The organism is uncultured Campylobacter sp., assembly GCF_937959485.1.
GTDB lineage: Bacteria > Campylobacterota > Campylobacteria > Campylobacterales > Campylobacteraceae > Campylobacter_B.
In genome coordinates this window covers 253,936-276,828 of the sequence record NZ_CALGPY010000004.1, presented here as the reverse complement: position 1 = coordinate 276,828, position 22,893 = coordinate 253,936, and the positions used below count along the sequence as shown (strand labels likewise).

The 22,893-nt window shown below is 44.0% G+C and carries 23 protein-coding genes, 1 tRNA gene and 1 pseudogene; 19 read left to right on the top strand and 6 right to left on the bottom strand.

The window, feature by feature from the left end; translation table 11 throughout:
- Nucleotides 1-337: pseudogene (locus Q0380_RS01950) on the bottom strand (methionine ABC transporter permease); the annotation flags it as partial.
- Between the two features lie 109 nt (nucleotides 338-446).
- Nucleotides 447-1,124: a response regulator transcription factor gene (locus tag Q0380_RS01945; RefSeq protein ID WP_298959487.1), complete on the bottom strand. Its 678-nt coding sequence runs from the start codon at nucleotides 1,122-1,124 to the stop codon at nucleotides 447-449.
- 326 nt (nucleotides 1,125-1,450) lie between these two features.
- Between Q0380_RS01945 and Q0380_RS01940 the strand changes: the two genes are divergently transcribed.
- The 5 genes from Q0380_RS01940 (at nucleotide 1,451) to Q0380_RS01920 (ending at nucleotide 4,471) form a co-directional block, all read left to right on the top strand.
- Nucleotides 1,451-1,747: an HU family DNA-binding protein gene (locus Q0380_RS01940; protein ID WP_291937435.1), complete on the top strand. Its 297-nt coding sequence runs from the start codon at nucleotides 1,451-1,453 to the stop codon at nucleotides 1,745-1,747.
- A 70-nt stretch (nucleotides 1,748-1,817) separates the two neighbouring features.
- A tRNA-Leu gene (locus tag Q0380_RS01935) sits at nucleotides 1,818-1,904 on the top strand.
- A gap of 115 nt (nucleotides 1,905-2,019) precedes the next feature.
- Entirely contained in the window at nucleotides 2,020-3,453 is a 1,434-nt protein-coding gene (locus tag Q0380_RS01930) for an acetyl-CoA carboxylase subunit A (protein ID WP_298959483.1), read from the top strand.
- Between the two features lie 9 nt (nucleotides 3,454-3,462).
- On the top strand, nucleotides 3,463-3,744 hold the full coding sequence (locus Q0380_RS01925; protein WP_298959480.1) for a hypothetical protein: 282 nt from the start codon (nucleotides 3,463-3,465) through the stop codon (nucleotides 3,742-3,744).
- A complete protein-coding gene (locus Q0380_RS01920; protein ID WP_298959477.1) occupies nucleotides 3,737-4,471 on the top strand; it encodes an arginyltransferase in 735 nt (244 codons plus the stop codon). The genes Q0380_RS01925 and Q0380_RS01920 overlap by 8 nt, the downstream gene beginning before the upstream one ends.
- A 652-nt stretch (nucleotides 4,472-5,123) precedes the next feature.
- Here Q0380_RS01920 and Q0380_RS01915 read toward each other — a convergent pair.
- From Q0380_RS01915 to Q0380_RS01900, 4 genes are all read right to left on the bottom strand, one after another.
- Entirely contained in the window at nucleotides 5,124-5,942 is an 819-nt protein-coding gene (locus tag Q0380_RS01915) for an ATP-binding protein (RefSeq protein WP_298959474.1), read from the bottom strand.
- Nucleotides 5,943-6,712: 770 nt separating this feature from the next.
- Nucleotides 6,713-7,435 (bottom strand): LPS export ABC transporter ATP-binding protein, encoded by a 723-nt coding sequence (lptB, locus tag Q0380_RS01910; protein ID WP_005870257.1) that lies wholly within the window; start codon nucleotides 7,433-7,435, stop codon nucleotides 6,713-6,715.
- Nucleotides 7,428-7,835, bottom strand: a complete 408-nt coding sequence (gene tsaE / locus Q0380_RS01905) for a tRNA (adenosine(37)-N6)-threonylcarbamoyltransferase complex ATPase subunit type 1 TsaE (protein ID WP_298959467.1) — start codon at nucleotides 7,833-7,835, stop codon at nucleotides 7,428-7,430. Before tsaE ends, lptB begins: the two co-directional genes overlap by 8 nt.
- Nucleotides 7,819-8,064 (bottom strand): S4 domain-containing protein, encoded by a 246-nt coding sequence (locus Q0380_RS01900; protein WP_298959464.1) that lies wholly within the window; start codon nucleotides 8,062-8,064, stop codon nucleotides 7,819-7,821. The genes tsaE and Q0380_RS01900 overlap by 17 nt, the downstream gene beginning before the upstream one ends.
- 88 nt (nucleotides 8,065-8,152) lie before the next feature.
- Between Q0380_RS01900 and Q0380_RS01895 the strand changes: the two genes are divergently transcribed.
- The 14 genes from Q0380_RS01895 to Q0380_RS01830 all read left to right on the top strand — a co-directional run bounded on the left by Q0380_RS01895 (nucleotide 8,153) and on the right by Q0380_RS01830 (nucleotide 22,760).
- Nucleotides 8,153-9,373 (top strand): argininosuccinate synthase, encoded by a 1,221-nt coding sequence (locus tag Q0380_RS01895; protein WP_298959462.1) that lies wholly within the window; start codon nucleotides 8,153-8,155, stop codon nucleotides 9,371-9,373.
- Between the two features lie 182 nt (nucleotides 9,374-9,555).
- Nucleotides 9,556-9,999 (top strand): 50S ribosomal protein L9, encoded by a 444-nt coding sequence (gene rplI, locus Q0380_RS01890; RefSeq protein WP_298959459.1) that lies wholly within the window; start codon nucleotides 9,556-9,558, stop codon nucleotides 9,997-9,999.
- Nucleotides 9,992-10,540: an ATP-dependent protease subunit HslV gene (gene hslV / locus Q0380_RS01885; protein WP_177389129.1), complete on the top strand. Its 549-nt coding sequence runs from the start codon at nucleotides 9,992-9,994 to the stop codon at nucleotides 10,538-10,540. The genes rplI and hslV overlap by 8 nt, the downstream gene beginning before the upstream one ends.
- Nucleotides 10,537-11,856 carry an HslU--HslV peptidase ATPase subunit gene (gene hslU, locus Q0380_RS01880; RefSeq protein WP_298959456.1) on the top strand — a complete coding sequence of 440 codons (1,320 nt, stop codon included), beginning with the start codon at nucleotides 10,537-10,539 and terminating at the stop codon, nucleotides 11,854-11,856. Before hslV ends, hslU begins: the two co-directional genes overlap by 4 nt.
- 530 nt (nucleotides 11,857-12,386) lie before the next feature.
- A complete protein-coding gene (gene era / locus Q0380_RS01875) occupies nucleotides 12,387-13,256 on the top strand; it encodes a GTPase Era (protein WP_298959453.1) in 870 nt (289 codons plus the stop codon).
- A 62-nt stretch (nucleotides 13,257-13,318) separates the two neighbouring features.
- A complete protein-coding gene (locus Q0380_RS01870; RefSeq protein WP_298959451.1) occupies nucleotides 13,319-14,839 on the top strand; it encodes a hypothetical protein in 1,521 nt (506 codons plus the stop codon).
- The gene (locus Q0380_RS01865) at nucleotides 14,839-15,492 is read left to right on the top strand and encodes a hypothetical protein (RefSeq protein WP_298959448.1); all 654 of its coding nucleotides are present in this window, start codon (nucleotides 14,839-14,841) and stop codon (nucleotides 15,490-15,492) included. Before Q0380_RS01870 ends, Q0380_RS01865 begins: the two co-directional genes overlap by 1 nt.
- 68 nt (nucleotides 15,493-15,560) lie before the next feature.
- Entirely contained in the window at nucleotides 15,561-15,920 is a 360-nt protein-coding gene (locus tag Q0380_RS01860; protein WP_177389139.1) for a hypothetical protein, read from the top strand.
- Nucleotides 15,898-17,406: a pilus (MSHA type) biogenesis protein MshL gene (mshL, locus tag Q0380_RS01855; RefSeq protein ID WP_298959444.1), complete on the top strand. Its 1,509-nt coding sequence runs from the start codon at nucleotides 15,898-15,900 to the stop codon at nucleotides 17,404-17,406. The genes Q0380_RS01860 and mshL overlap by 23 nt, the downstream gene beginning before the upstream one ends.
- A complete protein-coding gene (locus tag Q0380_RS01850) occupies nucleotides 17,399-18,229 on the top strand; it encodes an ATP-binding protein (RefSeq protein WP_005870282.1) in 831 nt (276 codons plus the stop codon). Before mshL ends, Q0380_RS01850 begins: the two co-directional genes overlap by 8 nt.
- Nucleotides 18,222-19,229 carry a hypothetical protein gene (locus tag Q0380_RS01845; protein WP_297987259.1) on the top strand — a complete coding sequence of 336 codons (1,008 nt, stop codon included), beginning with the start codon at nucleotides 18,222-18,224 and terminating at the stop codon, nucleotides 19,227-19,229. The genes Q0380_RS01850 and Q0380_RS01845 overlap by 8 nt, the downstream gene beginning before the upstream one ends.
- The gene (locus Q0380_RS01840) at nucleotides 19,226-19,765 is read left to right on the top strand and encodes a hypothetical protein (protein WP_177389145.1); all 540 of its coding nucleotides are present in this window, start codon (nucleotides 19,226-19,228) and stop codon (nucleotides 19,763-19,765) included. The genes Q0380_RS01845 and Q0380_RS01840 overlap by 4 nt, the downstream gene beginning before the upstream one ends.
- Before the next feature lie 5 nt (nucleotides 19,766-19,770).
- Nucleotides 19,771-21,519 (top strand): GspE/PulE family protein, encoded by a 1,749-nt coding sequence (locus Q0380_RS01835; protein ID WP_177389147.1) that lies wholly within the window; start codon nucleotides 19,771-19,773, stop codon nucleotides 21,517-21,519.
- Nucleotides 21,516-22,760 (top strand): type II secretion system F family protein, encoded by a 1,245-nt coding sequence (locus tag Q0380_RS01830; RefSeq protein ID WP_298959440.1) that lies wholly within the window; start codon nucleotides 21,516-21,518, stop codon nucleotides 22,758-22,760. The genes Q0380_RS01835 and Q0380_RS01830 overlap by 4 nt, the downstream gene beginning before the upstream one ends.
- Nucleotides 22,761-22,893: the final 133 nt, after the last annotated feature.

The following is a 22,893-nucleotide window of genomic DNA, read 5'->3' as shown; positions in this document are numbered from 1 at the left end:
CGATAAAGGGGGCCGAGCCTATAGTAAGCGGTACGATCGCCGCGGTAGTGCCGATGCTAGTACCCACAAGAAGTTTTGTAAGCGGAAAGAGCACGATCAGCAAAATTATAAACGGAAAGCTTCGCAGCGTATTTATCGCGACGTCCAGCACGGCGTAGATGATGCGGTTTTCGCAGAGCCCGCCGCGACGCGTAAGGATAAGCACGATCGCAAACACGAGCCCCAAAATAAACGCCAAAGCCGTGCTTACGAAGGTCATATACAGTGTCTCAAGCGTCGCGTTTAACAGCAGCTTCGGAATCACTCCGCTAAAAAAATTTTGTATCCATTCTATCATTTATGTCCTTTCATTTATGTCCTTTCATTTATGTCCTTTCATTTTGTGCTTGCTTGCGCTATATCGAGCTTTTCACCATTTTAAATTTCAAAATTGACGGCGCGAGCGCTCATTGTATCAGCTTATAGCCTACGCCGCGGATAGCGTGGATGTAGCTTGGCGCCTTGGACGTTTCGCCAAGCTTTAGGCGGATGCGACCTATGATGACGTCGATGCTTTTGCTCGAGGATTCCTCGCTTATGGAGCTGCAGTTGTAGATGAGCTCCTCGCGGGTGATCGCGCCGCCTTCTTTTTTGATGAGATACGAAAGCACGTCGTATTCGGCGATGGTGAGCGACAGCGGCTGTCCTTTGAAGCTGATGACGTGGCGGAAATCATCCACTTCGAGGTCTTTTTTGGGCTTGGCGGAGCGCTGGAGCGAGTTTATGTCGTAGCGCTCGATGTGGCGCTTGATGCGCGCTAAAAGCTCTTGCGGATTGTAAGGCTTTGGCAGATAATCGTCCGCACCGAAATCAAAAGCGTTGATCTTATCGGTCAGATCGTGGCGGGCGCTTGAGATTATGATCGGTATATCGGTATTTTTGCGGATCTCTTTGCAGACCTCAAGCCCGTCCATCCCCGGAAGCGTGAGATCTAAAATCACGAGGTTGAAATTTTCTAAATTTAACTTAGAAAGCCCCAAAAACGGATCGTCCGCGACGGTAATATTGATATCGTATTGTTGCAGATATTCGCTTAAAATTTCGGCGAGTTCTAAATCGTCCTCTATCATTAAAATTTTAGTCATAAAAAGCCTTTGAAATTTTGCGCGGATTATAACAAAATATAGTTTATATATTTTAAAGCGGCGGGCTGGGGCGAAATTTTATAAAAATGAAGCGGGAAGGGAAGAAATTTTTAAATTTTTTGAAACCTAGCAAAATTTCAAAAATCAGCCCCAAAAATATGGCGAAATTTTGAAATTTAAAGAAGCAAAATCTGAAAAATTGACGAATTTGGGCTAAATTCGGCTAAATTTTGCCGATTTTTGTGTTTTTTTCTTAAAAAACTATTGTATTTTTTGCGAAACTATTGTAGAATACCGCCCAAACCACTTTATTTTAAAGGATTAGCATGAAAAAAGCTGATTTTATCCAAGTAGTTGCCGATAAGGCAGGTCTTTCTAAAAAAGATACTGTTAAGGTAGTTGATTCTGCACTTGAGGCTATCAAAGAGCTTTTAGTAAAAGGTGATGATATAAGCTTCATCGGCTTCGGATCTTTCGGTATTGCAGAGCGTGCAGCTCGCGAGGGTAAAGTTCCTGGCACAAACAGAACTTACAAATCTCCTGCTACTAAAGTAGTAAAATTTAAAGTCGGCAAACAGCTAAAAGAGGCTGTTGCAGCTGCAAAAGGCAAGAAGAAAAAATAATTTTCTTGCTCCAAGCCCCGTCTTCGGGGCTTATCTTTTTTAAATTTATACAATCATAACTTTTTAAAATGCCCGAGTGGTGAAATTGGTAGACGCACCAGACTCAAAATCTGGCGAGGGCGACCTCGTGTCGGTTCGATTCCGACCTCGGGCACCATAAATCTTCTTTAAATTTTATCCAGAATTTCAACCGCCTTTCATGAATTTCAACTTGCTATAAAATTTTTTATACTATTATTACTGCGGTATTTCTTTAAAAGAGGCAATTATTTATGATACGTAAAATTCTTATCGCTAATCGCGGCGAGATCGCGGTTCGCATCATTAGGGCCTGCAGAGATCTGCATATTAAAAGCGTCGCGATCTACACCAAACCCGACGTCGATTGCTTGCACGTAAAAATCGCCGATGAGGCCTACGAGGTAAGCACCGATGCGCTAAAAGGCTATCTGGACGCCAAAAAGATCGTCGAAGTCGCCAAAGAGTGTGGCGCTGATGCGATACATCCTGGATACGGCTTTTTAAGCGAGAATTTTGACTTTGCAAGAGAGGTCGAGGACGCGGGGATCATCTTCATCGGCCCAAAACCCGACGTTATCCGCAAAATGGGAAATAAAAACATCGCTCGCTATTTGATGCGCAAAAACGGCATTCCGATCGTGCCGGGCACCGAAAAGCTAAATCACGAGAGCATGGATACGATTAAAAAATATGCGCGCGAGATCGGCTACCCCGTGATTTTAAAAGCTAGCGGCGGCGGTGGCGGACGTGGTATCCGCGAGGTGTGGGAAGAGAAAGATATGGAGAGCGCCTATGATTCGTGCACGAGAGAGGCGAAAACCTTTTTTAACAACGATGAAATTTTTATGGAAAAACTCGTCGTTAAGCCGCGCCACATCGAGTTTCAGATCATCGGCGATAATTACGGCAACATCATCCACCTTTGCGAGCGCGATTGCTCGATCCAGCGCCGCCATCAAAAGATCATCGAGATCGCGCCGTGCCCCTCTATAAGCGAGCATCTGCGAAAGACGATGGGTACGACCGCAGTAGCTGCGGCGAAGGCGGTGAATTATACCAATGTCGGCACGGTAGAATTTCTACTCGACGATTACAACAACTTCTATTTTATGGAGATGAATACCCGTATCCAGGTCGAGCACGGCATCACCGAGGAGGTCACGGGCGTTGATCTCGTCGTTCGCCAAATCCGCATCGCAAACGGCGAAATTTTAGAGCTTGAGCAAAGCGATATTAAGCCGCACGGCTATGCGATCGAGGCGCGTATTACCTCCGAAAACGTCTGGAAAAATTTCACCCCCGTTCCAGGCACCGTTAGCGATTATTATCCAGCGCTCGGTCCCTCCGTGCGCGTCGATAGCCACATCTACAAAGGTTATAAAATTCCGCCGTTTTACGACTCGCTTCTAGCCAAGCTCATCATCAAGACCACCGACTACGATCTAGCTGTCAATAAGCTCGAGCGCGCGCTGAAGGAGTTTCGCATCGAGGGAGTGCGTACGATCATCCCGTTTCTGCTTAGCATCAGCAAGTCGCGCGAGTTTCGGCTCGGTTTCTTCGATACAAGCTACGTCGAGAAAAATTTAGCTAAAATTTTAGAAAACACCATCGACGATATGCAGCCCGGCAAAAACGAAGCGGTTGCCGCTATCGCCGCCGCGATGCGCAAATCGGCGCGGATTTAGGAAAGAGTTATGGATTTTTTAGATAGCCTAAAAGATATAAAAAAGGATATGCTTAAGGATAAGGCAGCAAGCTCCGCGCCCAAAAAGCCCAAAAAACCTAATCCAAATCGCGACGAGTTTAAAGATATTTTTAAAGATGATGATTTGAGCCTGCGAGGCGAGGGCCTCCTAGACGGCGTCGCGAAAGAGTTCGACGTAGCCAAAGAGAGCATCGCCGCACGCGAAAAGCGCCTCAAAGACGAGTTTTTAAAATACGTGGACGCGGCAAATATCAAAAAGCTGAATGACTGAAATTCCATTTTGTACGCTGGATTTTGCCTGCCCCTATCTAGGCGGCAGAGCCGCACGCAGCGAGTATCTCTATATAAAAGACTGCGACTTTGAGTATAATTCAAACTTAGTGCAGCACGGCTACCGCCGCTTCGGCAGGTATTTTCAAAAGCCCATTTGTGCGGGATGTGTGGAGTGCAAAAGCCTACGCATCGATGCCGCAAATTTTAAATTTAGCAAATCGTATCGTCGCGTCTATAAAAATAATCGCACGACCGCCTATGTATGGCAATCTCGCCCGCTTTTAAACGATGCGCGTTTGGAGCTTTTCGCGCTCTATCACGACTACATGCATCTAAAAAAGGGCTGGCCTTTGCAAGAGATCGATTTTGAGCGATATGATGAAATTTACGTCCAGGGCCACGGCGACTTCGGTAAAGAAATTTCTTACTACGGCGAGGACGGGCGGCTTATCTGCGTCGATCTCATCGATATCGTGGATGACGGCATCAGCTCGGTGTATTGCTACTACGATCCGTATCTGCCGCATCTAAGTCTGGGTAAATTTTCGCTTTTAAAACAGATCGAGTTTGCCCAAGATCTGGGGCTACGCTGGATTTATTTGGGCTATGCGGTGAAGCAGTGCCCGAGCCTGGCGTATAAATTTAGCTACGAGCCGTATGAAATTTTAAGCTCATACGTAGAGCCTGACGTCCCCGCCGTGTGGGAGGGGTGCGTAGAGGGGTAAGTTCTGCGCGCGGGGACCCAGAAGCAGCCTAGACAGACATACGCGCCGTGCGGTGCGTAGAAGGATAAGCTCCGCTCGCCCTTGCAGCCTATAAATACGGCGCGCGGTAGAGGTCGTGCCGCCGCGTAGAATTCGGTCTCGCACAGACATGAACTCGGTATGTTAAAAGCACGCTTCGGCGTCAAATATCGCGCTGAAATTTCGCGCGCTATGAGTCTTCAAGGCTTTTGAGTCACGGCAGGCGTTAAATTTTGCGCTGAAATTTAGCACCGCTCGGCCTGCGAAAATATCCGCGGCGAGGAAATTTAAGGCGATGGAATTTAAAATGAGGGCAGATGGATTTGCAAATTTTACGGCAGGCTCGGCATTTGCATATTGCAAGACGACACACGCGACTTTTGGGCGTACTTGGCTCTTGAGTGCGCGAAAAAGGACGATTAGTTTCGTAATATAACTCTTACGCTGCCACAATTAGCCTTGGCGCTGCGACCGGCTTCGGCATTGACCTAATTTCGGTATCGCGATCGGCTATAGCGTCGCAATCGACGCCGCTACGTAAGCGGCGAAGCGCAAAAAGATGGCTTATAAAGCACGATACAGCATATATTTTGTAAAATTTAAGCAAACTGCGAAGCCGCAATAAGACGGCCGGTTACGGCAAATTTATCAGCTCGACTTTGTTTTCCAGTGATTTTGGGATCAATAAAACCTTGCCGTCGCTTGAGATGTCCGCAGGCCTTTGCATCGCGCCGAGGTTTATTTTGCGTATCTGTCCGTTCGCATCTATACGCCAAATTTTGCCGCTTAAAAGGTCCTCGCCCCAGTCGCTAACTAAAATTTCGTCGTTTTTTCCGCGCGCTATGCCGTAGAAAACCCCCTTCATATCGGCAAAGATCGAAATTTCGCGAGATTTCAGATCCATGCTTAGCACGCGCCCCGGGACCTTTCCGCTAAGATCGAAGGTGGTGATCAGAAGCTTGTCGCCTTTAGCCAAAAGTCCGTTTGGGCTGCCTAGCGATGGATCAATGCGCGCAAACTCATCCGCGGTGCGCGAGAGCAGGTCGATGCGCCAGATCGTCCCACGCGCGGGATCGCTTGCGAGCAAAACCTCGCTACCGAGCGCTACGACGTCGTTTAAGGCCTGCGCTCCCTCGATTTTTAGATTAAAAACCTCCTGACCTTTGCTAAAGCCTCTGATCGCATCCAGATCGCACACGTAGAGCACGCCCGCGATCTGCGCCATTCCGCCCGGATTTACCAGATCGTCTATAAAATTTGTCTCAACGACATTGGAATTTTTTACGATCCTGCTGATAAAGCCGCTTCTGCCTAGCGAATCTTCGTTTTTGCCGCGATTTGCGATGTAAAAAGCGTCCTCAGTGATTAGCGAACCCTCGGGCGCACTGAATCCATCGAGCTCCAAGCCGAAAAGCGCGCCCGCCAAGGCGCACGAAAGTAGAACTTTTTTCATAATCTCTCCTTGATCTCGCCAAAATTTTAAGAATTTTAAAATTTTAAGGGAAGCGACGAGTGCCGGGTTAAAATTTTAAAATTCGCAGCGAGCTTTAAGATGAGCGAAATTTAAACCCGCAGAGCAAATAAAAGTGTAATTTTAATTAAACAAGGCGGCTTGATCGGCAAAATTCTAACGGGTCGGACAGCCTTGCTTCGCGCGTCGCTTTTAATTTAATGCGTCGAAGCCGAAGTGAGTAGGTTTTGTGTGCGCTTTGGTTTACGCCGCCGCTCGCAGAATTTAGCCGTGAAATTAGACAGCATCTCGCGCGTAATTTCAAGCACCGTTGCATATGTAATTCATTTGCGGCTGTGTTCGTTTTGAAATTTAATTCTACGAGCGGATATTCTTTTGCAAATTGTGGGCGTGATTTTGATGCGCAGATGAAAGCGTTACGTTTAAAGACGCCTCCGCTTTAAAATTTGATTTAATTTAAACAAAGTGTGATTAAAATGCGATTTAAATTTTATGTACCACGGGTGTAAATTTCGGTCGTGAAAAGAGAACCTGCCGCAAAAATTATTTAAAATTTGCAGTGCACAAAACGCCCTTTGAAATTTAAAAATTTTAAAACGAACCTAGCTACTTTTCAAAAATTTAATACGCGAAATTCAAGTGCACGACTAATCGCAGCCGTACACTTGAATTTTAAATCGCAAAACTTAAATTATAGAATTTAACCGCGCGCGCCGAAGCGGGAAGTGAAAATCTAAAGCGCTCTGGCTGACTTAGATGCTAAAATCCTCGCCGAGGTAGAATTTACGGACATTCGGATCGCTGGCTATCTCTTTTGCGGTGCCGCCGGCGAATAGCTCGCCGTCCTTGATGACGTAGGCGCGGTCGCAGATCGCAAGCGTCTCGCGGACGTTATGATCGGTGATGAGCACGCCGATGCCAAGATCGCTTAAATCGCGCACGATGCTTTGGATGTCGTTAACGGCGATCGGATCAACGCCTGCAAACGGCTCATCTAAAAGTAGGAATTTCGGCGTTATCATTAGGCTTCGCGCGATCTCGCAGCGCCTGCGCTCGCCGCCACTTAGGCTTACGCCCTTGCGCAATCTGATCGGCTCGATATTTAGCAGATTTAGCATCTCATCGACCTTACGTGAGGCTTCGGCTTTATTTTTATAGGTAATCTCTGCAGCGAGCATTAAATTTTCCTCCACACTAAGCTCCTTAAAGATGCTACTTTCTTGTGGCAGGTAGCCTATGCCGAGCTTGGCGCGCTTATGAAGCGGAACCTTTGCGATGCTATTTTCATTAAGCAAGATATCACCACCGCTAGCGCTTATCAGCCCGCAGATCATATAAAATGTCGTGGTTTTACCCGCGCCATTGGGCCCTAGCAGCCCTACAATCTCGCCATTGTAAAGTTCTAGCGAGATTCCTTTGATGATCGGCGTGCCTTTTATGGTTTTTTTAAGACCCCTGACTTCCAGTTTATGCATAGCTTACCTCGTATTTTCGCCCTTGCGCGTGCGGTGTGATCCTCACTACGCAAAAATCAAGCTCATATTTTTTAAGTAAATTTATCAAATTTTCATCCGCCCATTCGATCAGATGAAGTCCCTCTTCAAATAAATTTTCAAATAGTCCGTTTTTTAAAATCCCCTCACAGCCGCCGTTATAGATGTCGTAATGATAAATTTCGCCGTAGTTTTGCATGATCGAAAACGTAGGCGAGCTCACGTGCTCATCTAACCCGTGAGCCCGCACGATCGCGCGCGCAAGCGTCGTTTTACCGGCGGCGAGACCCCCGATTAGTAAGATTATGCCGCTTTTTGGCAGCGCTTGTATGAGGCGCGAAATTTCATCCTCGCCGCAGATGAGTTCAAAGCTCTTGGACATACTTTGTTTGCTCGTTTTTGGGCGTATTTTTCGCGCTAGGAAAGGCTAGGACTTTAAAGCTTTGTTTTCTATCCAAAAAGCTTATGGTGATAACGTCGCCGATTTTAAGCTCTTTGGCGGGCTTTACTACCACGCCGTTTACGGCTACGACGCCGCTTTTGCACATATCTTCGCTGATGGCGCGCCGCTTGGTGATATTTACTGCGTTTAAAAATTTATCGATTCTCATAAGCGTGAGTTTAGCGATATTTGCCTTAAAAGCAACTATTAAACTATTTTTGGTAGAATTTCGCCAAATTTTACGTAAAGGATTTGAGATGGCAAAAGATGTAAAAAAGGTCGTTTTGGCGTATTCGGGAGGACTAGATACTAGCATTATTTTAAAGTGGCTCGGCGATACTTACGGCTGCGATGTGGTGACTTTCACCGCAGATATCGGTCAGAACGAGGATTTGGAGCCTATCAAAAACAAAGCTGTGAAACTGGGCATCAAAAAGGAAAATATCTTCGTAGAGGATCTGCGCGAGGAATTTGTGCGAGATTACGTATTTCCGATGTTTCGCGCAAATGCGGTTTATGAGGGCGAGTATCTTTTAGGCACATCGATTGCCCGCCCGTTGATCGCTAAAAAGCTAGTTGAAATTGCTAAAAAAACCGGCGCAGACGCCGTAAGCCACGGCGCGACCGGCAAGGGTAACGATCAAGTCCGCTTCGAGCTTGGCGCATATGCGCTAAATCCCGATATTAAGGTGATTGCGCCGTGGAGGTTGTGGGATTTGAACTCTCGCGAGAAGCTGCTTGCTTACGCTAAGAAAAACGGCATTGATATCGCTTCAAAGCCAGGCAAATCGCCGTATTCGATGGATGCGAATATCCTTCACATCTCCTACGAGGGCTTGGTGCTGGAAGATCCCGCCCATGCGCCTGAAGAGGATATGTGGCGATGGACCGTGAGCCCTAAAAATGCGCCAGATAAGAGCGAGATCATCGAGATTGAATACAAGCATGGTGATCCTGTAAAGCTAAATGGCAAAGCGCTTAAGCCGCATGAGATGCTAGCAGCGCTTAATGAGCTTGGCGCTAAAAACGGCATCGGTAGGCTTGATCTTGTTGAAAACCGCTACGTCGGCATGAAGAGTCGCGGCTGCTACGAAACTCCGGGCGGCACGATTATGCTAAAGGCTCACCGCGCGATCGAGAGCATCACGCTGGATCGCGGCGCGGCGCATCTAAAAGACGATCTGATGCCGCGCTACGCCGAGCTTATTTACAACGGCTTTTGGTTCAGCCCGGAGCGCTTGCTGCTTCAAGAGCTGATAAATAAATCCCAAGAGCACGTAAACGGCAAGGTTAAGCTAGAGCTTTATAAGGGCAACGTGACCGTGCTGGGCAGGAAAAGCAAGAGCGATAGTTTGTTTAATACCGATTTCGTGACGTTTGAAGAGGATAAAGTTTTCAATCAAAAAGACGGCGACGGATTTATCAAACTAAGCGCGTTAAGATTTATCATCGCGGGTAAGAACGGACGCAAGCTTTAGCTGAAATTTTGCCTCATAGCGGCAAGGCGCGCAGGCGGATTTCACAAAGCGAAATTTTAAAATTTATCGAAAAAGTAGCGAGCGGCTGCGGGCAGGTTTCATGAAATTTCACTAAATTTCAGATCCGCCCGCGCCGCTTATAAAATTTTATAAATTTAAAGCTAAATTTAAAAGGATAATGGATGAAAGTATTATTGATCAAAGACGTTAAGGGGCTCGGAAAGGCGGGCGAGGTAAAGGAGGTTAAGGACGGCTACGGCAATAACTTCCTAATCGGCAAAGGCTACGCCAAAGCCGCTACGACTGAGGTTTTGCGTAAATTTGAAGCAGATAAGAAAAAGCAGGCCGAGCTTGAAAAATACGAGGTCGCAAGTCTACAAAAACTAGCCGAGGAGCTAGCCAAGATCCGCGTAAAGATCGCAAAGCAGACGGGCGAGAGCGGCGCGCTTTTCGGCTCGGTTACCAAAGATGAGATCGCAACCGCGCTAAAAGAGCAAAAGGGGATCGAAATCGATAAGAAAATTTTAGAAACCGAAGCCATCAAAACGACTGGGATCTACGACGTAAATGCTAAGCTGAAGCACGGCATAAGCGCTAAATTTGAGATAGAGGTGGCTAGTGTTTGAAGCGACTACCATTTTAGCCTACAAAGGCGCAAAGGCCTCTGTCATCGGCGGCGACGGGCAGGTTACGTTCGGAAACACCGTCTTAAAGGGCAATGCGACTAAAATTCGAAAGATCGGCAAAGAGGGCAACGTTTTGGCGGGCTTTGCGGGCAGCACCGCCGATGCGTTTAATCTTTTTGATATGTTTGAGAAGTGCTTAGATGGCGCAAAGGGCGATCTTTTAAGGGCTGTGATAGAATTTAGCAAGCAGTGGCGCAAGGATAAGTATCTGCGAAAGCTCGAAGCGATGATGCTGGTGCTGGACCGCAAAAATATCTTTCTGCTTAGCGGCACGGGCGATGTGGTAGAGCCGGACGACGGCAAGATCGCGGCGATCGGAAGCGGCGGGAATTACGCTCTTAGCGCGGCGCGAGCTTTGGATAAATTTGCAAGCTTAGACGAAGAGGAGCTCGTAAAGCAAAGTCTTAAAATCGCGGGCGAGATTTGCATTTACACGAACGAAAACATTAAAACATACGCAATTTGGGACGAAAAGAGATGATGACGCCAAAGCAGATCGTAGAGAAACTAGACGAATATATAATCGGACAAAATAGCGCTAAACGCACGATAGCGGTGGCTTTGCGAAATCGCTACCGCAGAATGGCGCTCGAAGATGAGATGAAAAACGAGGTGATGCCCAAAAACATCCTGATGATCGGATCTACCGGCGTAGGTAAGACCGAGATCGCGCGCAGGCTTTCGAAGATGTTTGGGCTTCCTTTTATCAAGGTCGAGGCCAGCAAATACACCGAGGTGGGCTTCGTGGGGCGCGACGTGGAGAGCATGGTGCGAGATCTAGCCGCCGCGTCGGTAAATTTAGTTCGCGGCGAGGAATTTGAAAAAAATAAAGATAAGATTGATGATTATATCAAGCGTAAAATTTTAGAAAAAGTCCTTCCGCCGCTTCCGCGCGGAGCGAGCGAGGAGAAGGTCGTAGATTACGAAAAAAGCTACGAAAAGATGGCGGCCAAGCTCGAGCGCGGCGATCTGGATGATCTTAGTATCGAGATTGAAGTAAGCGAAAACGCGCTTGAATCAAATCCGAATTTGCCGCCTGAGATGGCGAATATGCAGGAAAGCTTCATCAAGGTAATCGGAATTTCGACGCGCAAAAGCAAAAAAGAGATGAAGGTAAAAGACGCCAAGGTTGCCCTTAAAAGCGAGGCTAGCGAGAAAGTTCTCGATATGGAGAGTATCAAAGCCGAAGCCGTTAGGCGCGCGCAAAACGAGGGCATCATCTTTATCGATGAGATCGATAAGGTGGCGGTTTCAAGCGGTAATAGCGGCAGGCAGGATCCGAGCAAAGAGGGCGTGCAGCGCGATCTGCTTCCGATCGTGGAGGGCAGCAGCGTAAGCACGAAATTTGGCAATATCGACACCGATCACATCCTTTTTATCGCTGCGGGCGCCTTTCATATCAGCAAGCCGAGCGATCTTATACCCGAGCTTCAGGGGCGCTTCCCGCTTCGCGTCGAGCTTGACAGCCTAGACGAGGCGGCGCTGTGTGAAATTTTAACCAAGCCAAAAAATTCGCTCCTTAAGCAGTACTCGGCGCTTTTAAAGACCGAGGGCGTCGAGCTAGAGTTTAGCGAGAACGGGGTCAAGGCGATCGCGAAATTTGCGGCGAGCACGAATGAAAAGGTCGAGGATATCGGTGCTAGAAGACTACATACGATAATGGAAAAGGTGATTGAGGATATCAGCTTCGAAGCGGATAAGTTTAAAGGGCAAAAGATCGTCGTGGATGAAAAGCTCGTAAGCGAAAAGCTAGCAGGCATCGCAAGCGACGAGGATCTGGCGAAATACATTTTGTGATTTTTAAATTTTTCGGCCGCCGCGGAGCTAAAGCGCTCGTTTGAGCACGCCTAGAGCATCGTTTCGGCGGCGCAGCTAAGTATGATACGGCGCGCCGTGAGGAATTTTAAAAGCTCGGATGCTAAATAAAATTTTATGTTTGCGGCAATTAAATTTACGCCGAATTCACATTGTGTTTATAAAATGCGTAAAATATTAAATTTATAAAGTTTTACGGCAAATTATAAACGCATTTCGGCGTTATATCTTGCGGCGGTAATGCAGACTTGAAGCTTTTGTCGTTAAAATTTGGACTCTTGCGTTTTTGGCTCAAGTTAAGTTTAGCGCCCCGCTTGCATCTGCGGCAGGTCTAATCTGCGCGCTTGCGGATTAAATTTAATTGTGTCGCATGCGCTCGGTCGCTAGCAGCGCGCAAAAATGAAATTTTAAATTCCGCGGTTTGCGGTTTTCGCGTATGAAATTTGACGCGATTTAAAATTAACGGCGAGCGAAGGCGCTAGATTAAGATAAAATTTTGATTTAAGGAAAATATGAAAAGCGGATTTGTAACGCTCATCGGGCGGACTAATGCGGGCAAGAGCTCGCTGTTAAACTATCTCTGCGGCGAGAAAATTTCGCTCGTCTCGCATAAAATTAACGCTACGCGCCGCAAGATTAACGGCATCGCGATGAACGGCGCGGATCAGGTGATTTTCACGGATACTCCCGGGCTGCACGAAAGCGCCAAGCTGATGAATAAGCTGATGGTCGAAGTGGCGCTCGGAGCGATTGAGGGCTGCGATTTGGTGCTGTTTTTGGCGCCCGTGCACGACGATACTTCTGAATATGAAAAATTTTTAAATTTAAATCCCGGCACGAAACACATCGTGATTTTAACTAAAATTGACGAAGTAAATGACGAAAAGATCGTACAAAAGCTGCTGCAATATCAAAAATTTACCGATAAATTCGAAGCGATAATCCCCGTTAGCATCAAAAAAAGGGTCTATAAAAAGCAGGTTTTGGACGAAATTTGTAAAATTTTGCCCGAGCACGAGTACTTTTACGATCCCGAAATTTTAAGCGCAACCAATGAGCGTGAAATTTATCGCGACTTCATACTTGAGGCAATCTTTGAGAGTATGAGCGACGAGATCCCGTATTGCAGCGACGTCGTGATGGAAAAAGTGGTGGAAAAACCGGGTCTGATCTCGGTATATGCGCGGATTATAACGGACAGCAATTCGCACAAAGAGATGCTGATCGGCAAAAACGGCGAGGCGATAAAGCGGATCGGAATTCGAGCCAAAAAGTTAATTTCAAATTTTTCTAAGGTCAAAATTTACTTAAAATTAACAGTTTTTGTAAAAAAAAGCTGGAAAAATGACGAATTTAGGGTAAAAACCGATTTTATCTATTGACATTTTATTTTATTTCTATTAGTATTAGCAGCGTAGAAAATTTCATTTGGAAGTGGAGTGTTATGGCAAAGAATAGTAAAAATGCTAGTTCGATTGTTGCGATTAACAAAGTCACGCAAACCATATTCGGTCTAAGTGAGAATGAAGTTTTCGAGCACGACTTCTCAAAAGCGAATCGTGCGAAGGAAACTTACGTCTCATATATTCCGTATAAGGATATAATGACTGCGACGGTCGAGATAAGCAGATCGGTAGAGGACGCGGATCTTTTAGATGCGATCGTCGTTAAGGTGTATGAGGAGCTGGGGCTTGACACCGCTTTGGATTACAAAATCACTTATAGTGAGGTAATAGGCGCTGGCGGCGATGATAGAATTTTCAATGTCTTTGTCGTAGATAATGCCAAACTCACTTCAGAATTCGATGCGATCGCCGCTAGGACGAACTACATCGACTATGTGGCTATGGCTCCGTTTTTATACGAGGGCTTGTATAATAGAGGCGTCCTAACTCGCGACGGAATCGACTGCTTCATCTACTTGCAACGCGACGATGCGTTTTTGGTAGTGTATCAAAACGGCGAATATTTTCAATCCCGCCAAGTAAGATATAACCTAAAATTCTTGCATGAAAAATATGTCGAGCTAGTCGGTAGTAGAGTCGATGAAGAGAGCTTTTATAGATTGCTCTCCAAACAGGGAGTAAATTTAGAAAATCCGACCGAACGCGATTACATGATCCAAATTTTTGACGATATGTTTTACTACATTAACGACGTGTTGAACGGTATCAGTAAAATTTACAACGTCAATATTCAAAACGTTTATATCGGAACGGATATCGGTAAAATTCCTGCGATCGAGGTTTTTGTAGAAAATAATCTAAAGCTAAGATACAAGGATTTTAATTTTAATGTTGCAATCAACGCAAAAGATTATCCGCTCACTCAGCTAGATATTTTGATGTTCTTGGTAGGTCAAGATTATTTGGTTACTAAAGACGACGATCACAACTACTCGCCGTTTATGAGACCTCCGCCTTTGACTCAAAGATCAACCGGCAAGCTGATAGGCTATATGCTGCTAGGCTGCTTACTTGGCGCTGCGTATCCTGCGTATAACTTCGGCTATGGATATTATAATAATATGGTAGCTAACGATAAAACTAGCGAATATCAGGGTTTAGAAGATCAGATGGTTCCTGCTAGAGCAGAAAATGCGCGTTTGGATAAAGAGACTAAAGAGGTAAATGCCCAGGCTGCTAAGAGCGGCAAGGAGCTTAATGACAGGCGCGATCTAATTAATGCTATCTTAGATAAGAAAAATAATTACGCTATGAAGGGTGTTTCTATTTTTGAGCTAACCAATATGGTCGTTAAAAATAAGGGCAATATGGTTAGGATCGGTGATGAGAATAGGACTCTGACTGTTCAGGTGCGCACCAAAAACGATAAGCAGATGACCGAGCTTTTAGAGGATATCAGTAAAAAAGAGGTGTATGGCGTGGATACTAAAACAATCGCGCTACAAGAGGGTAATAAAACTGTCTTTTACGATAGCAATATCAGTGTGGAGGTTAGATAATGAAAAAGAAAAGTTCATTAGATCAGCTTGATCAATGGTTTGCCTCCAAGGGAAATAGTGCAAATAACTATTTTTACATAGCTTTATTGTTTGTAGGTGTGGTAGCTTACTTTATTTTGAGTAGCTATGCGGATCCGTATTTAGAGGAGAGTGAAACAAATCTAAGTACTGCCACGACTAAGCTTGAAGGCGCACAAAGAGAATATAATGAGTTCTTCGGCGGTGATCCTAAAGCTTTCGTTGATAATAAGCGCAATATACTCAATGGTGCTAGGACCAACCTTAACAATATTATTGAAGAGCGTGGGTATCTAGACGGTAAGCTAAAAGAAATTTCAAAGCTTACCTATAATGAAAAGAACTGGGCTAAATTTATGGATAGTCTCTCAACGATCGCAGAGAATAACAATATTAAAATTTACGCTATTCACAGCGATAGAAGGGAGCCTAGCATCAAACAGATTTTTCAACCTGAAGCCTTGCTGGATATAGATGTGAAATTTGAAGGAGCGTTTTCGAATGTCCTTAGGTATATCAACCTTATCGAACAATCGGAGATGATCGTAGATGTAAATAAGATGGATATCAATGCCACTAAAAATGGCAAAATCGGTGGAAGCATCGGTATATCTATCTGGGGAGTAAATTACTAATGAAAAAGTTAATTTTATGCTCTTTGCTACTTTCTACTGCTCTATTTGCTGTAGATAATAATCAGACGGTGGCGCCTAGTAATGGAGCCTATAAAGCTAAATACGATGCGATATTTGATGATCTTAGCAAACCTAGAGTGGGTCTTAGCGATGAGCAGATAGCTTCTTTGCAAGATCCGTTTTATCCTAAAGAAGCTAATGCACCTAGAGAAGCTAATCAGCAGGTGGATCTAGGTTATCAGCTAGTAGGTATTATGGGCGATAAGGTTAAGCTAAACGATAAGTGGTATGGTTTGGGCGAGTATGTAGGCTCATATAAGATCGTGCAAATAACGGGCAATAGCGTTATTATTACCAACGACGATGAAAATAAAGTCGAATTAACACTAAAACAAGGAAGTCAAAATGTCATTATTACATATAAGTAAAAAGCTTAGCATAGCTGCTATGCTTGCTTTGTCTGTTACGGCTACTAGTCTATATGCCGCTCCCGCAACTACAGGTAACTGCGATAGGAAGGCGCTAAATATTAAGATTAACGATACCGTTACGCTAAACGAGATGCTAACTCAGCTATCCGATATGTGCCGCTTTTCGGTGGTAGCAAAAGATGCTATCGCTCAAGAGGAGATGAGTAAACCGCTGCAAGGCGTAAGTATCAAAGACCTTTCTTTGCGCGAAGTTTTAGATCTACTCATAAAAGAGAATAATCTAAGCTATGAGTATTCTCATGGTATATTAAAAATTTCAGCACTAGAGACTAGGACTTTTAAGGTGGATTACATCACCTCTATTAGAGAAGGCACTGCTGTTACTAAATCTTCTGTCGATTCTGCACCTACGAAAGTGGATGATAGCGACGATAAAGAAAATAAAGAAGATAATAAGATCACTACCAAAGAGAAATTTGATTTTTGGGAGAAGATTAGCGAAGAAATCACCTCTGTTCTAAATAACGGTACCGAAAAATACGTCGCAGTCGCTCCTATTATAAATCAAAATGCCGGTTTAGTAACCGTTACTGCTATGAAGTCTCAGATAGCTCGCGTAGATAGATATCTAAGCGGTATGCAAAAACGCCTTAGTCGCCAAGTCTTGCTAGACGTAAATATCATATCTGTCGAGCTAAATAACGAATACACTACCGGTATTGATTGGAGTAAATTTCAACTAGGATTTAATACCTATGTAGGCGGAGATCCAAAGAAACTTTCAGGCTATCACATAGATAACGGAAATAGAGGAAAGGCTAGCGATACTCACGGAACTTGGACGATAGGAGCTAATCTAAATTTCAATATCGACGGTTTGATTAACTTCCTAGAGACTAAAGGCAAAACCAAGATTATTTCAAGCCCTAAAGTAACTACGATGAATAATCAGCCTGCTATTATCTCTGTAGGTGATACCATTAACTACGTATTGAAATCTACTACTACAGGCGATTATCAAGGTGGAGATACTCAGTCGGACGATCAGTATTCGATATTTGTAGGTATTCTTTTGAATATCTTACCTGAAATTTCAGATGATAATAGGATTATGCTACGAATTAATCCATCTTTAAGCTCTCTTAAATATGCAGAGGATAATGTAAGGAGAGAGAATGGCAGAAGAGATATCGCACCTGATACTTTGCAAAAGAAACTCTCTAGTGTAGTTTGGGTAGATGATGGCGATACTGTAATTTTAGGTGGTTTAATCGGCGCAACTAAGTCCAAGAATAATACTAGAGTGCCTGTGCTAGCCGAAATTCCATTAATCGGAAATCTTTTCAAAAGCACTGCCGATGTTTTGAGCACGTCGGAGCTAATCTTCGTAGTAACTCCACATATCATCGACAATACCGGCGCGCCGCTTGCTACTTCGCTTAAAGAGCTAGGTTACTCAAAATCCATCTACGAAAATGAGTAATAACTATACGGCGATCAAGGAAATTTTTATCGAGGATAACGAAGTCTCGGACTTCGTTAATCTCGATAAATCGACCCTTGCTTATCATAAAATTTTAAATGCTTTGCAAAAGCCGTTAAAACTTATACTTTTTTACGGCAAACCGGGCTGTGGCAAGACATTTTTGCTTAATAAGATCAAGGTTGATCTTGAAAAAAAGGTAAGAGTCGTATTTGTACCGCAGCCGTTTTTTGATGAGAAAGAATTTTTCTTAGAGCTGTATTCGCAGATTTTTCATTCAACTCCTAGCGAGCCGATTGATAATTATGAAAATTTTATGCGGGTTTACAGAGAGAGATTTGGAATTTCTACGAACGTAGGGGCGGTAGAGCAGGTCGTTATTTTGCTTGATGAGGCTCAGCTGTATCCTGGGAATTTGATAGAAAAAATTCGTCTTATGGCAGATACTAGACTATTTAAATTTTTATTTACGGTGCATAAGACCGACGAGGAAGATCGCCTCGCAAAGGATTATTTTAAAACTAGAATTTGGGAGAGCATCGAGCTTCCTAATTCAAATTTAGGCGAAGTCAAGCTGTATATTGAAAAAAAGCTTGTGCTTCATGGCTTTCAACAATACTATTTTATGTTTAGCGACGATAATTTCGATTTGATTTTAAATTTAACGGACGGTAATATGAGGAATATCAACAAGCTTATGTATAAGATGTATGAGCTTTTTGAGTATTACGAGGTAAATAAACCTACGGAAATTAGTTTTTCGCAGATTAATAATAAAATCATAGAGATGGCAGCGATAGGCTCGGGGATAATAAATGCTTGAATTTTACGAAGTAAACGAACTTGAAAAAAAATGGGAAGAGTATAACAAAAACAGAAAGCAGTTTTCTTTCCTAAAATCTAAGCCGAATTTCGTATTGAGATTTGACAAGACGATTTTGGGGCTTTTGATATTAATCTCGGTTGCGATCGGAGCGATATTTTGGCTGCTTAAAGATAGCGATAGCGTCAGTATGGCAAGTATCAATCAAAATATTGAAGACAAGGGTGGTGCTACAAATTCTGCTAGTGATGCCGAGCAGCAGGCGGCAGATCTTGCAGTGCAAAATAATATTTCCAAAGAAGATTATAATATCAGCGCGCCGAAAGTTGCTCGTACTTCTAAGCACGAAAAGGAACGTCCAAGCTTAAATTTAAACGATGTGGGTGTGCTATCCAGCGAGGATTCCGGTGGGTTTAAGATAACCAATAATTACGAAAATGGCGGAAACTATGGCGGGCAGGCTCAGGCTCAGAATTTCGGCGGTCAAAATTTTGGCGGACAGAATTTTGGCAATCAAAATGCTCCTACATTTAATGTACCTAATACCAATAACGCAGCTTTTGCAAATCAGCCACCTAAAAATGAGGTTATAGATTTTGGACGCGCTCCATTGCCGCCTAAATCAAATTTCTCGGGAGGTTCTACAAATACCGCAAGTAGCGCTCCACTAAGTTCTAGAATTGAGATAAAAACTTCAAATTTAAGCGAAGATAAGCAGAGCTTGGAGAGCAAATTTTACGCGACGAATAAGATTGAGTATTCGTTATCGCTAGCCGAAGAAGCGTATAATAAGAAAGACTACGACAATGCGATCAAATGGGCTCTTACGTCAAACGAGCTTGATAAGGACAACGTCGCTAGCTGGATAATTTTTGCTAAAGCCAATTATAAAAAGGGTCGTAAGGAAGACGCACTTTACGCTCTTGAGACTTTTAATGCAAAGGCGAAAAATAGCGAAATTTCTAACCTCATTTCAAAGATAAGAAGCGATAAACTATGAAAATTTTATATATTTTAGCTTTTGCGATCGCGTCGTTATTTGCAGTTAGCGCCGATGACGTGCGCAACTGGGATCAGATCGGTCAGTATAACCGTATCTGCCAAGAAAGCGTGCGAAATTTATTCATCGAGGAGCAGAGCGAGGCACTTGCAAATATGTATGCTAAAGCGTGCCTCAAGATGGATAAAGTAAACGAGCTCGTCGTGCCTACGGTGATGCTTTATAAGACGAAAGAGGCTCGCGAGAATGCCTCTCTTTATTCGACCATAATTTTTCAAAAAAAGATGCTTTATTTGGCGCTTTGCGATGGCGTAGACATAAGCTATATAAGAACACCTAAAATTAATTATATTTTGTCTGAAATTTTTGATAAATTTACGGAGAGAGCATACGTAAAAAAGAGTGATACGTATGTCTTTACCCTAGAAAACGGCGAGCGTGCCGAGCTTTTTATCAAAGAAGAGGAAGAGGTAAAAAAGATGGTAATTGCAATTTATGCTGGCGATAAGCTTAGCTCGATTAAAATTTATTGGTGATCGCGATGACAAAGATTGAAGAGCAGATCGTTGCGATTTTAATACGAAACAATATCCTTACTAGCACCGTTGTTCCAGAAATCAAGGACAAGATGGATATTGGCTTGACGCTAGGCGAGGTTTTAGTCGGAGATAACTATCTAAGCCAGGATGATTTTTGCTCAATTTTAGTTGAGTTATACAAGCGTCGTCAGATAGCATTTGACGATATAAGCGAAAAATTTTCGATGGATCCGAAGGAATTTTTGCAAATTCTAGCCAAGAAAATGAACCTGTCGTATATGAATTTAGACGATATCGACATAGACTTCAGGCTATCGGAACGCACTCCTACCGCACAGCTTAAAAGATACGGCGTGATACCGGTTAAAGCGGATGATCTGAATATTTACGTTGCTTTTTCTGATCCGTTTAATCTTGAGTCGCAAGATAAAGCGCAGGCTATGTTTAGCAAACAGCTGCTTAAAATCGTAGTAGCCGATCCAAATCAGGTAAATAAATATCTATCTAAGCTTGAGCTTTCAGAGAGCATTAAAGGGCTCGTAGCGGAGATTCGCAAAGAGCTTGCTAACACCGGCGGTAGCGGAAGCAGCGATGATACCTCGGCGATTTTAAAGCTCATTGAGATGATAATTAGTCAGTCTATTAAGATGCGCGGTAGCGATATTCACATCGAGCCTACCGAGAATAACTGCGTCGTGCGCACCAGAATCGACGGAATGCTCGCTGAAATTTTTATCTTTGATAAGGATATCTATCCACCGCTAGTAAGCCGATTGAAGCTACTTTCGAATATGGATATCGCCGAGCGTCGCAAGCCGCAAGACGGCAGGTTTAGTATGAAAATTTCAGGTCGCGAGTACGACTTTCGTATCTCGACTCTGCCTATTATCAATGGCGAATCTACCGTTATGCGTATCCTTGATAAATCGAAGGTTATCATCAGCCTCGAAAAACTAGGCATGCACCCTGATAGCTTTAAGAAATTTAATAACGCTATGAAGGCTCCATATGGTATTATCTTGGTTACCGGACCTACGGGAAGCGGTAAGTCTACGACGCTATATGCAGCGCTAAACGATATTAAAAATATCGATACTAAGGTTATTACCGTAGAAGATCCAGTCGAGTATCAAGTAAATTTAATCCAACAAGTCCAAGTTAACGAAAAAGCGGGTCTTACCTTTGCTTCAGCATTGCGCTCGATCTTAAGACAAGACCCCGACATCATAATGATAGGTGAGATCCGTGATCAAGAGACCCTTAGGATTGCGATCCAAGCCGCTCTTACGGGACACTTGGTTTTCTCGACCCTACACACCAACGACGCTGTTAGTGCGATCCCGCGAATAGTAGATATGGGTATCGAAGCCTATCTCATAAGTGGTGCACTGATTGCGGTAGAGGCACAGCGTCTTGTGCGAAAGCTTTGCCCGCACTGCAAGCAGCCTACAAATCTGCCTAAATCGATGCTTGATCAGCTGAAGGAATTCTTGCCTGAAAAATACACATTTTTTAAGGCCGTAGGTTGCGATCAATGCGGTCAGACGGGCTATATGGGGCGTGAGATGATTAGTGAAATTTTACCTATTACCGATAAAATGCAAAGCTTGATCGCTAACGGCGGCTCAAAGGACGATATGAGGGCCTTGGCGAAGGAGGAGGGTTTTATAGATATGTTTGAAGATGGTGTTATACGTGCTGCGCGCGGAGTAACTAGTATAGAAGAAATTTATAGGGTGGCTAAACAATGAAAAAGCAATTAGAAGTTGAATACAACGCCAAGGGCGCAAGAAGGAAGATGTTTTTGCAAGCTAGCGATAAGGTGCAAGCAAACAACCTCATGAAGCAGCGCGTAGGCGGGACGATCGTAAAAAGAGGTGAAACCAAAGTCGTAGCGAATACGGGCGGCGATTTTAAGGCGCAGGTTTCGCGCATGCTAGGTGGTAGCGGAAGAGTTAGAACGCTGCCGTTAGTAGCGTCGATCAGGCAGCTTTCCGTTATGACAAATGCCGGAATTTCAATCCACGACTCGATCAAAGAGGTCGCAAGGGCGGCAGAGGATAAGACGCTAAAAGAGATTTTTAGCGCTATGAACGATGATCTTAATGCAGGTCTTAGTTTGACCGAATCTACGGAGAAATTTAGAGGACAGCTCGGTGATGTCGTCGTTGCGATGGTAAGTCTGGGCGAAGCAACCGGTAATATGGCAGAATCTCTAGCCAAGCTTGCCGCTATGCTTCAAGAGCTTTGGGAGAACCAGCGTAAATTTAAAAAGGCGATGCGTTATCCTATGATCCTTATGATCGTTATGGCAATTGCGTTTTCGGTTTTGATGATGTATGTCGTACCGAAATTCCGTGAGATTTTTGAGGATTTGGGCGCGGATTTGCCACTACCTACTAGAATTCTACTTGGCATCGAAAGCACGCTTAATAATTATGGAATTTTTGTTTTAGCGGGCATCATAGGCACTATCATAGCTCTTAGATGGGCATATCGCAATAACCCTGAGTTTAAAAAGGGCTTTGACAAGACGATTTTAAAGGTCTATCTATTTGGCAAGATCATATTTTTCTCTACGATGTCGCGATTTATGCTTATTTTTACAGAGCTTGTGCGAGCGGGTATTCCTATTGCTGATGCGCTGGATACATCTGTTTTAATGGTGGATAATCATACTTTAAAAGAGAAACTCTCTACCGTTAAAATTGCCGTGCAGCAAGGCGTGAGCCTAACAGAGGCGTTTAACAATACAGGGCTTTATGAGAGTATGCTTATTCAGATGATCAGCGCGGGCGAGCAGGCCGGTAACCTCGATAAGATGCTTGGCAACGTCACGGATTATTATAAAGAGAAATTTGATGATATCATCGATAATATCTCAAGCTACGTCGAGCCGATCATGCTATTTTTTATGGCGGGCATGGTTCTTCTTTTGGCTCTTGGTATCTTTATGCCTATGTGGGATTTGGGCAAAGCCGTCAAAAACTAACTCCTTTAATTCCGCGCCTGTGAGGGCGCGGAATTTTATCAAAGCATTAAAATTTCGTCCTTCAAATAAAATTTTAACCTTCGTTTGGCTAAAATACCGCTTTAAATTTAAGGATCTATCATAATCAAAGAAG

Bases quoted from the DNA above. Each gene is read 5' to 3' on its own strand.
- Q0380_RS01945 (WP_298959487.1), bottom strand. From the start codon at position 1,124: ATGACTAAAATTTTAATGATAGAGGACGATTTAGAACTCGCCGAAATT.
- Q0380_RS01940 (WP_291937435.1), top strand. From the start codon at position 1,451: ATGAAAAAAGCTGATTTTATCCAAGTAGTTGCCGATAAGGCAGGTCTT.
- Q0380_RS01930 (WP_298959483.1), top strand. From the start codon at position 2,020: ATGATACGTAAAATTCTTATCGCTAATCGCGGCGAGATCGCGGTTCGC.
- Q0380_RS01925 (WP_298959480.1), top strand. From the start codon at position 3,463: ATGGATTTTTTAGATAGCCTAAAAGATATAAAAAAGGATATGCTTAAG.
- Q0380_RS01920 (WP_298959477.1), top strand. From the start codon at position 3,737: ATGACTGAAATTCCATTTTGTACGCTGGATTTTGCCTGCCCCTATCTA.
- Q0380_RS01915 (WP_298959474.1), bottom strand. From the start codon at position 5,942: ATGAAAAAAGTTCTACTTTCGTGCGCCTTGGCGGGCGCGCTTTTCGGC.
- lptB (WP_005870257.1), bottom strand. From the start codon at position 7,435: ATGCATAAACTGGAAGTCAGGGGTCTTAAAAAAACCATAAAAGGCACG.
- tsaE (WP_298959467.1), bottom strand. From the start codon at position 7,835: ATGTCCAAGAGCTTTGAACTCATCTGCGGCGAGGATGAAATTTCGCGC.
- Q0380_RS01900 (WP_298959464.1), bottom strand. From the start codon at position 8,064: ATGAGAATCGATAAATTTTTAAACGCAGTAAATATCACCAAGCGGCGC.
- Q0380_RS01895 (WP_298959462.1), top strand. From the start codon at position 8,153: ATGGCAAAAGATGTAAAAAAGGTCGTTTTGGCGTATTCGGGAGGACTA.
- rplI (WP_298959459.1), top strand. From the start codon at position 9,556: ATGAAAGTATTATTGATCAAAGACGTTAAGGGGCTCGGAAAGGCGGGC.
- hslU (WP_298959456.1), top strand. From the start codon at position 10,537: ATGATGACGCCAAAGCAGATCGTAGAGAAACTAGACGAATATATAATC.
- era (WP_298959453.1), top strand. From the start codon at position 12,387: ATGAAAAGCGGATTTGTAACGCTCATCGGGCGGACTAATGCGGGCAAG.
- Q0380_RS01870 (WP_298959451.1), top strand. From the start codon at position 13,319: ATGGCAAAGAATAGTAAAAATGCTAGTTCGATTGTTGCGATTAACAAA.
- Q0380_RS01865 (WP_298959448.1), top strand. From the start codon at position 14,839: ATGAAAAAGAAAAGTTCATTAGATCAGCTTGATCAATGGTTTGCCTCC.
- mshL (WP_298959444.1), top strand. From the start codon at position 15,898: ATGTCATTATTACATATAAGTAAAAAGCTTAGCATAGCTGCTATGCTT.
- Q0380_RS01850 (WP_005870282.1), top strand. From the start codon at position 17,399: ATGAGTAATAACTATACGGCGATCAAGGAAATTTTTATCGAGGATAAC.
- Q0380_RS01845 (WP_297987259.1), top strand. From the start codon at position 18,222: ATGCTTGAATTTTACGAAGTAAACGAACTTGAAAAAAAATGGGAAGAG.
- Q0380_RS01840 (WP_177389145.1), top strand. From the start codon at position 19,226: ATGAAAATTTTATATATTTTAGCTTTTGCGATCGCGTCGTTATTTGCA.
- Q0380_RS01835 (WP_177389147.1), top strand. From the start codon at position 19,771: ATGACAAAGATTGAAGAGCAGATCGTTGCGATTTTAATACGAAACAAT.
- Q0380_RS01830 (WP_298959440.1), top strand. From the start codon at position 21,516: ATGAAAAAGCAATTAGAAGTTGAATACAACGCCAAGGGCGCAAGAAGG.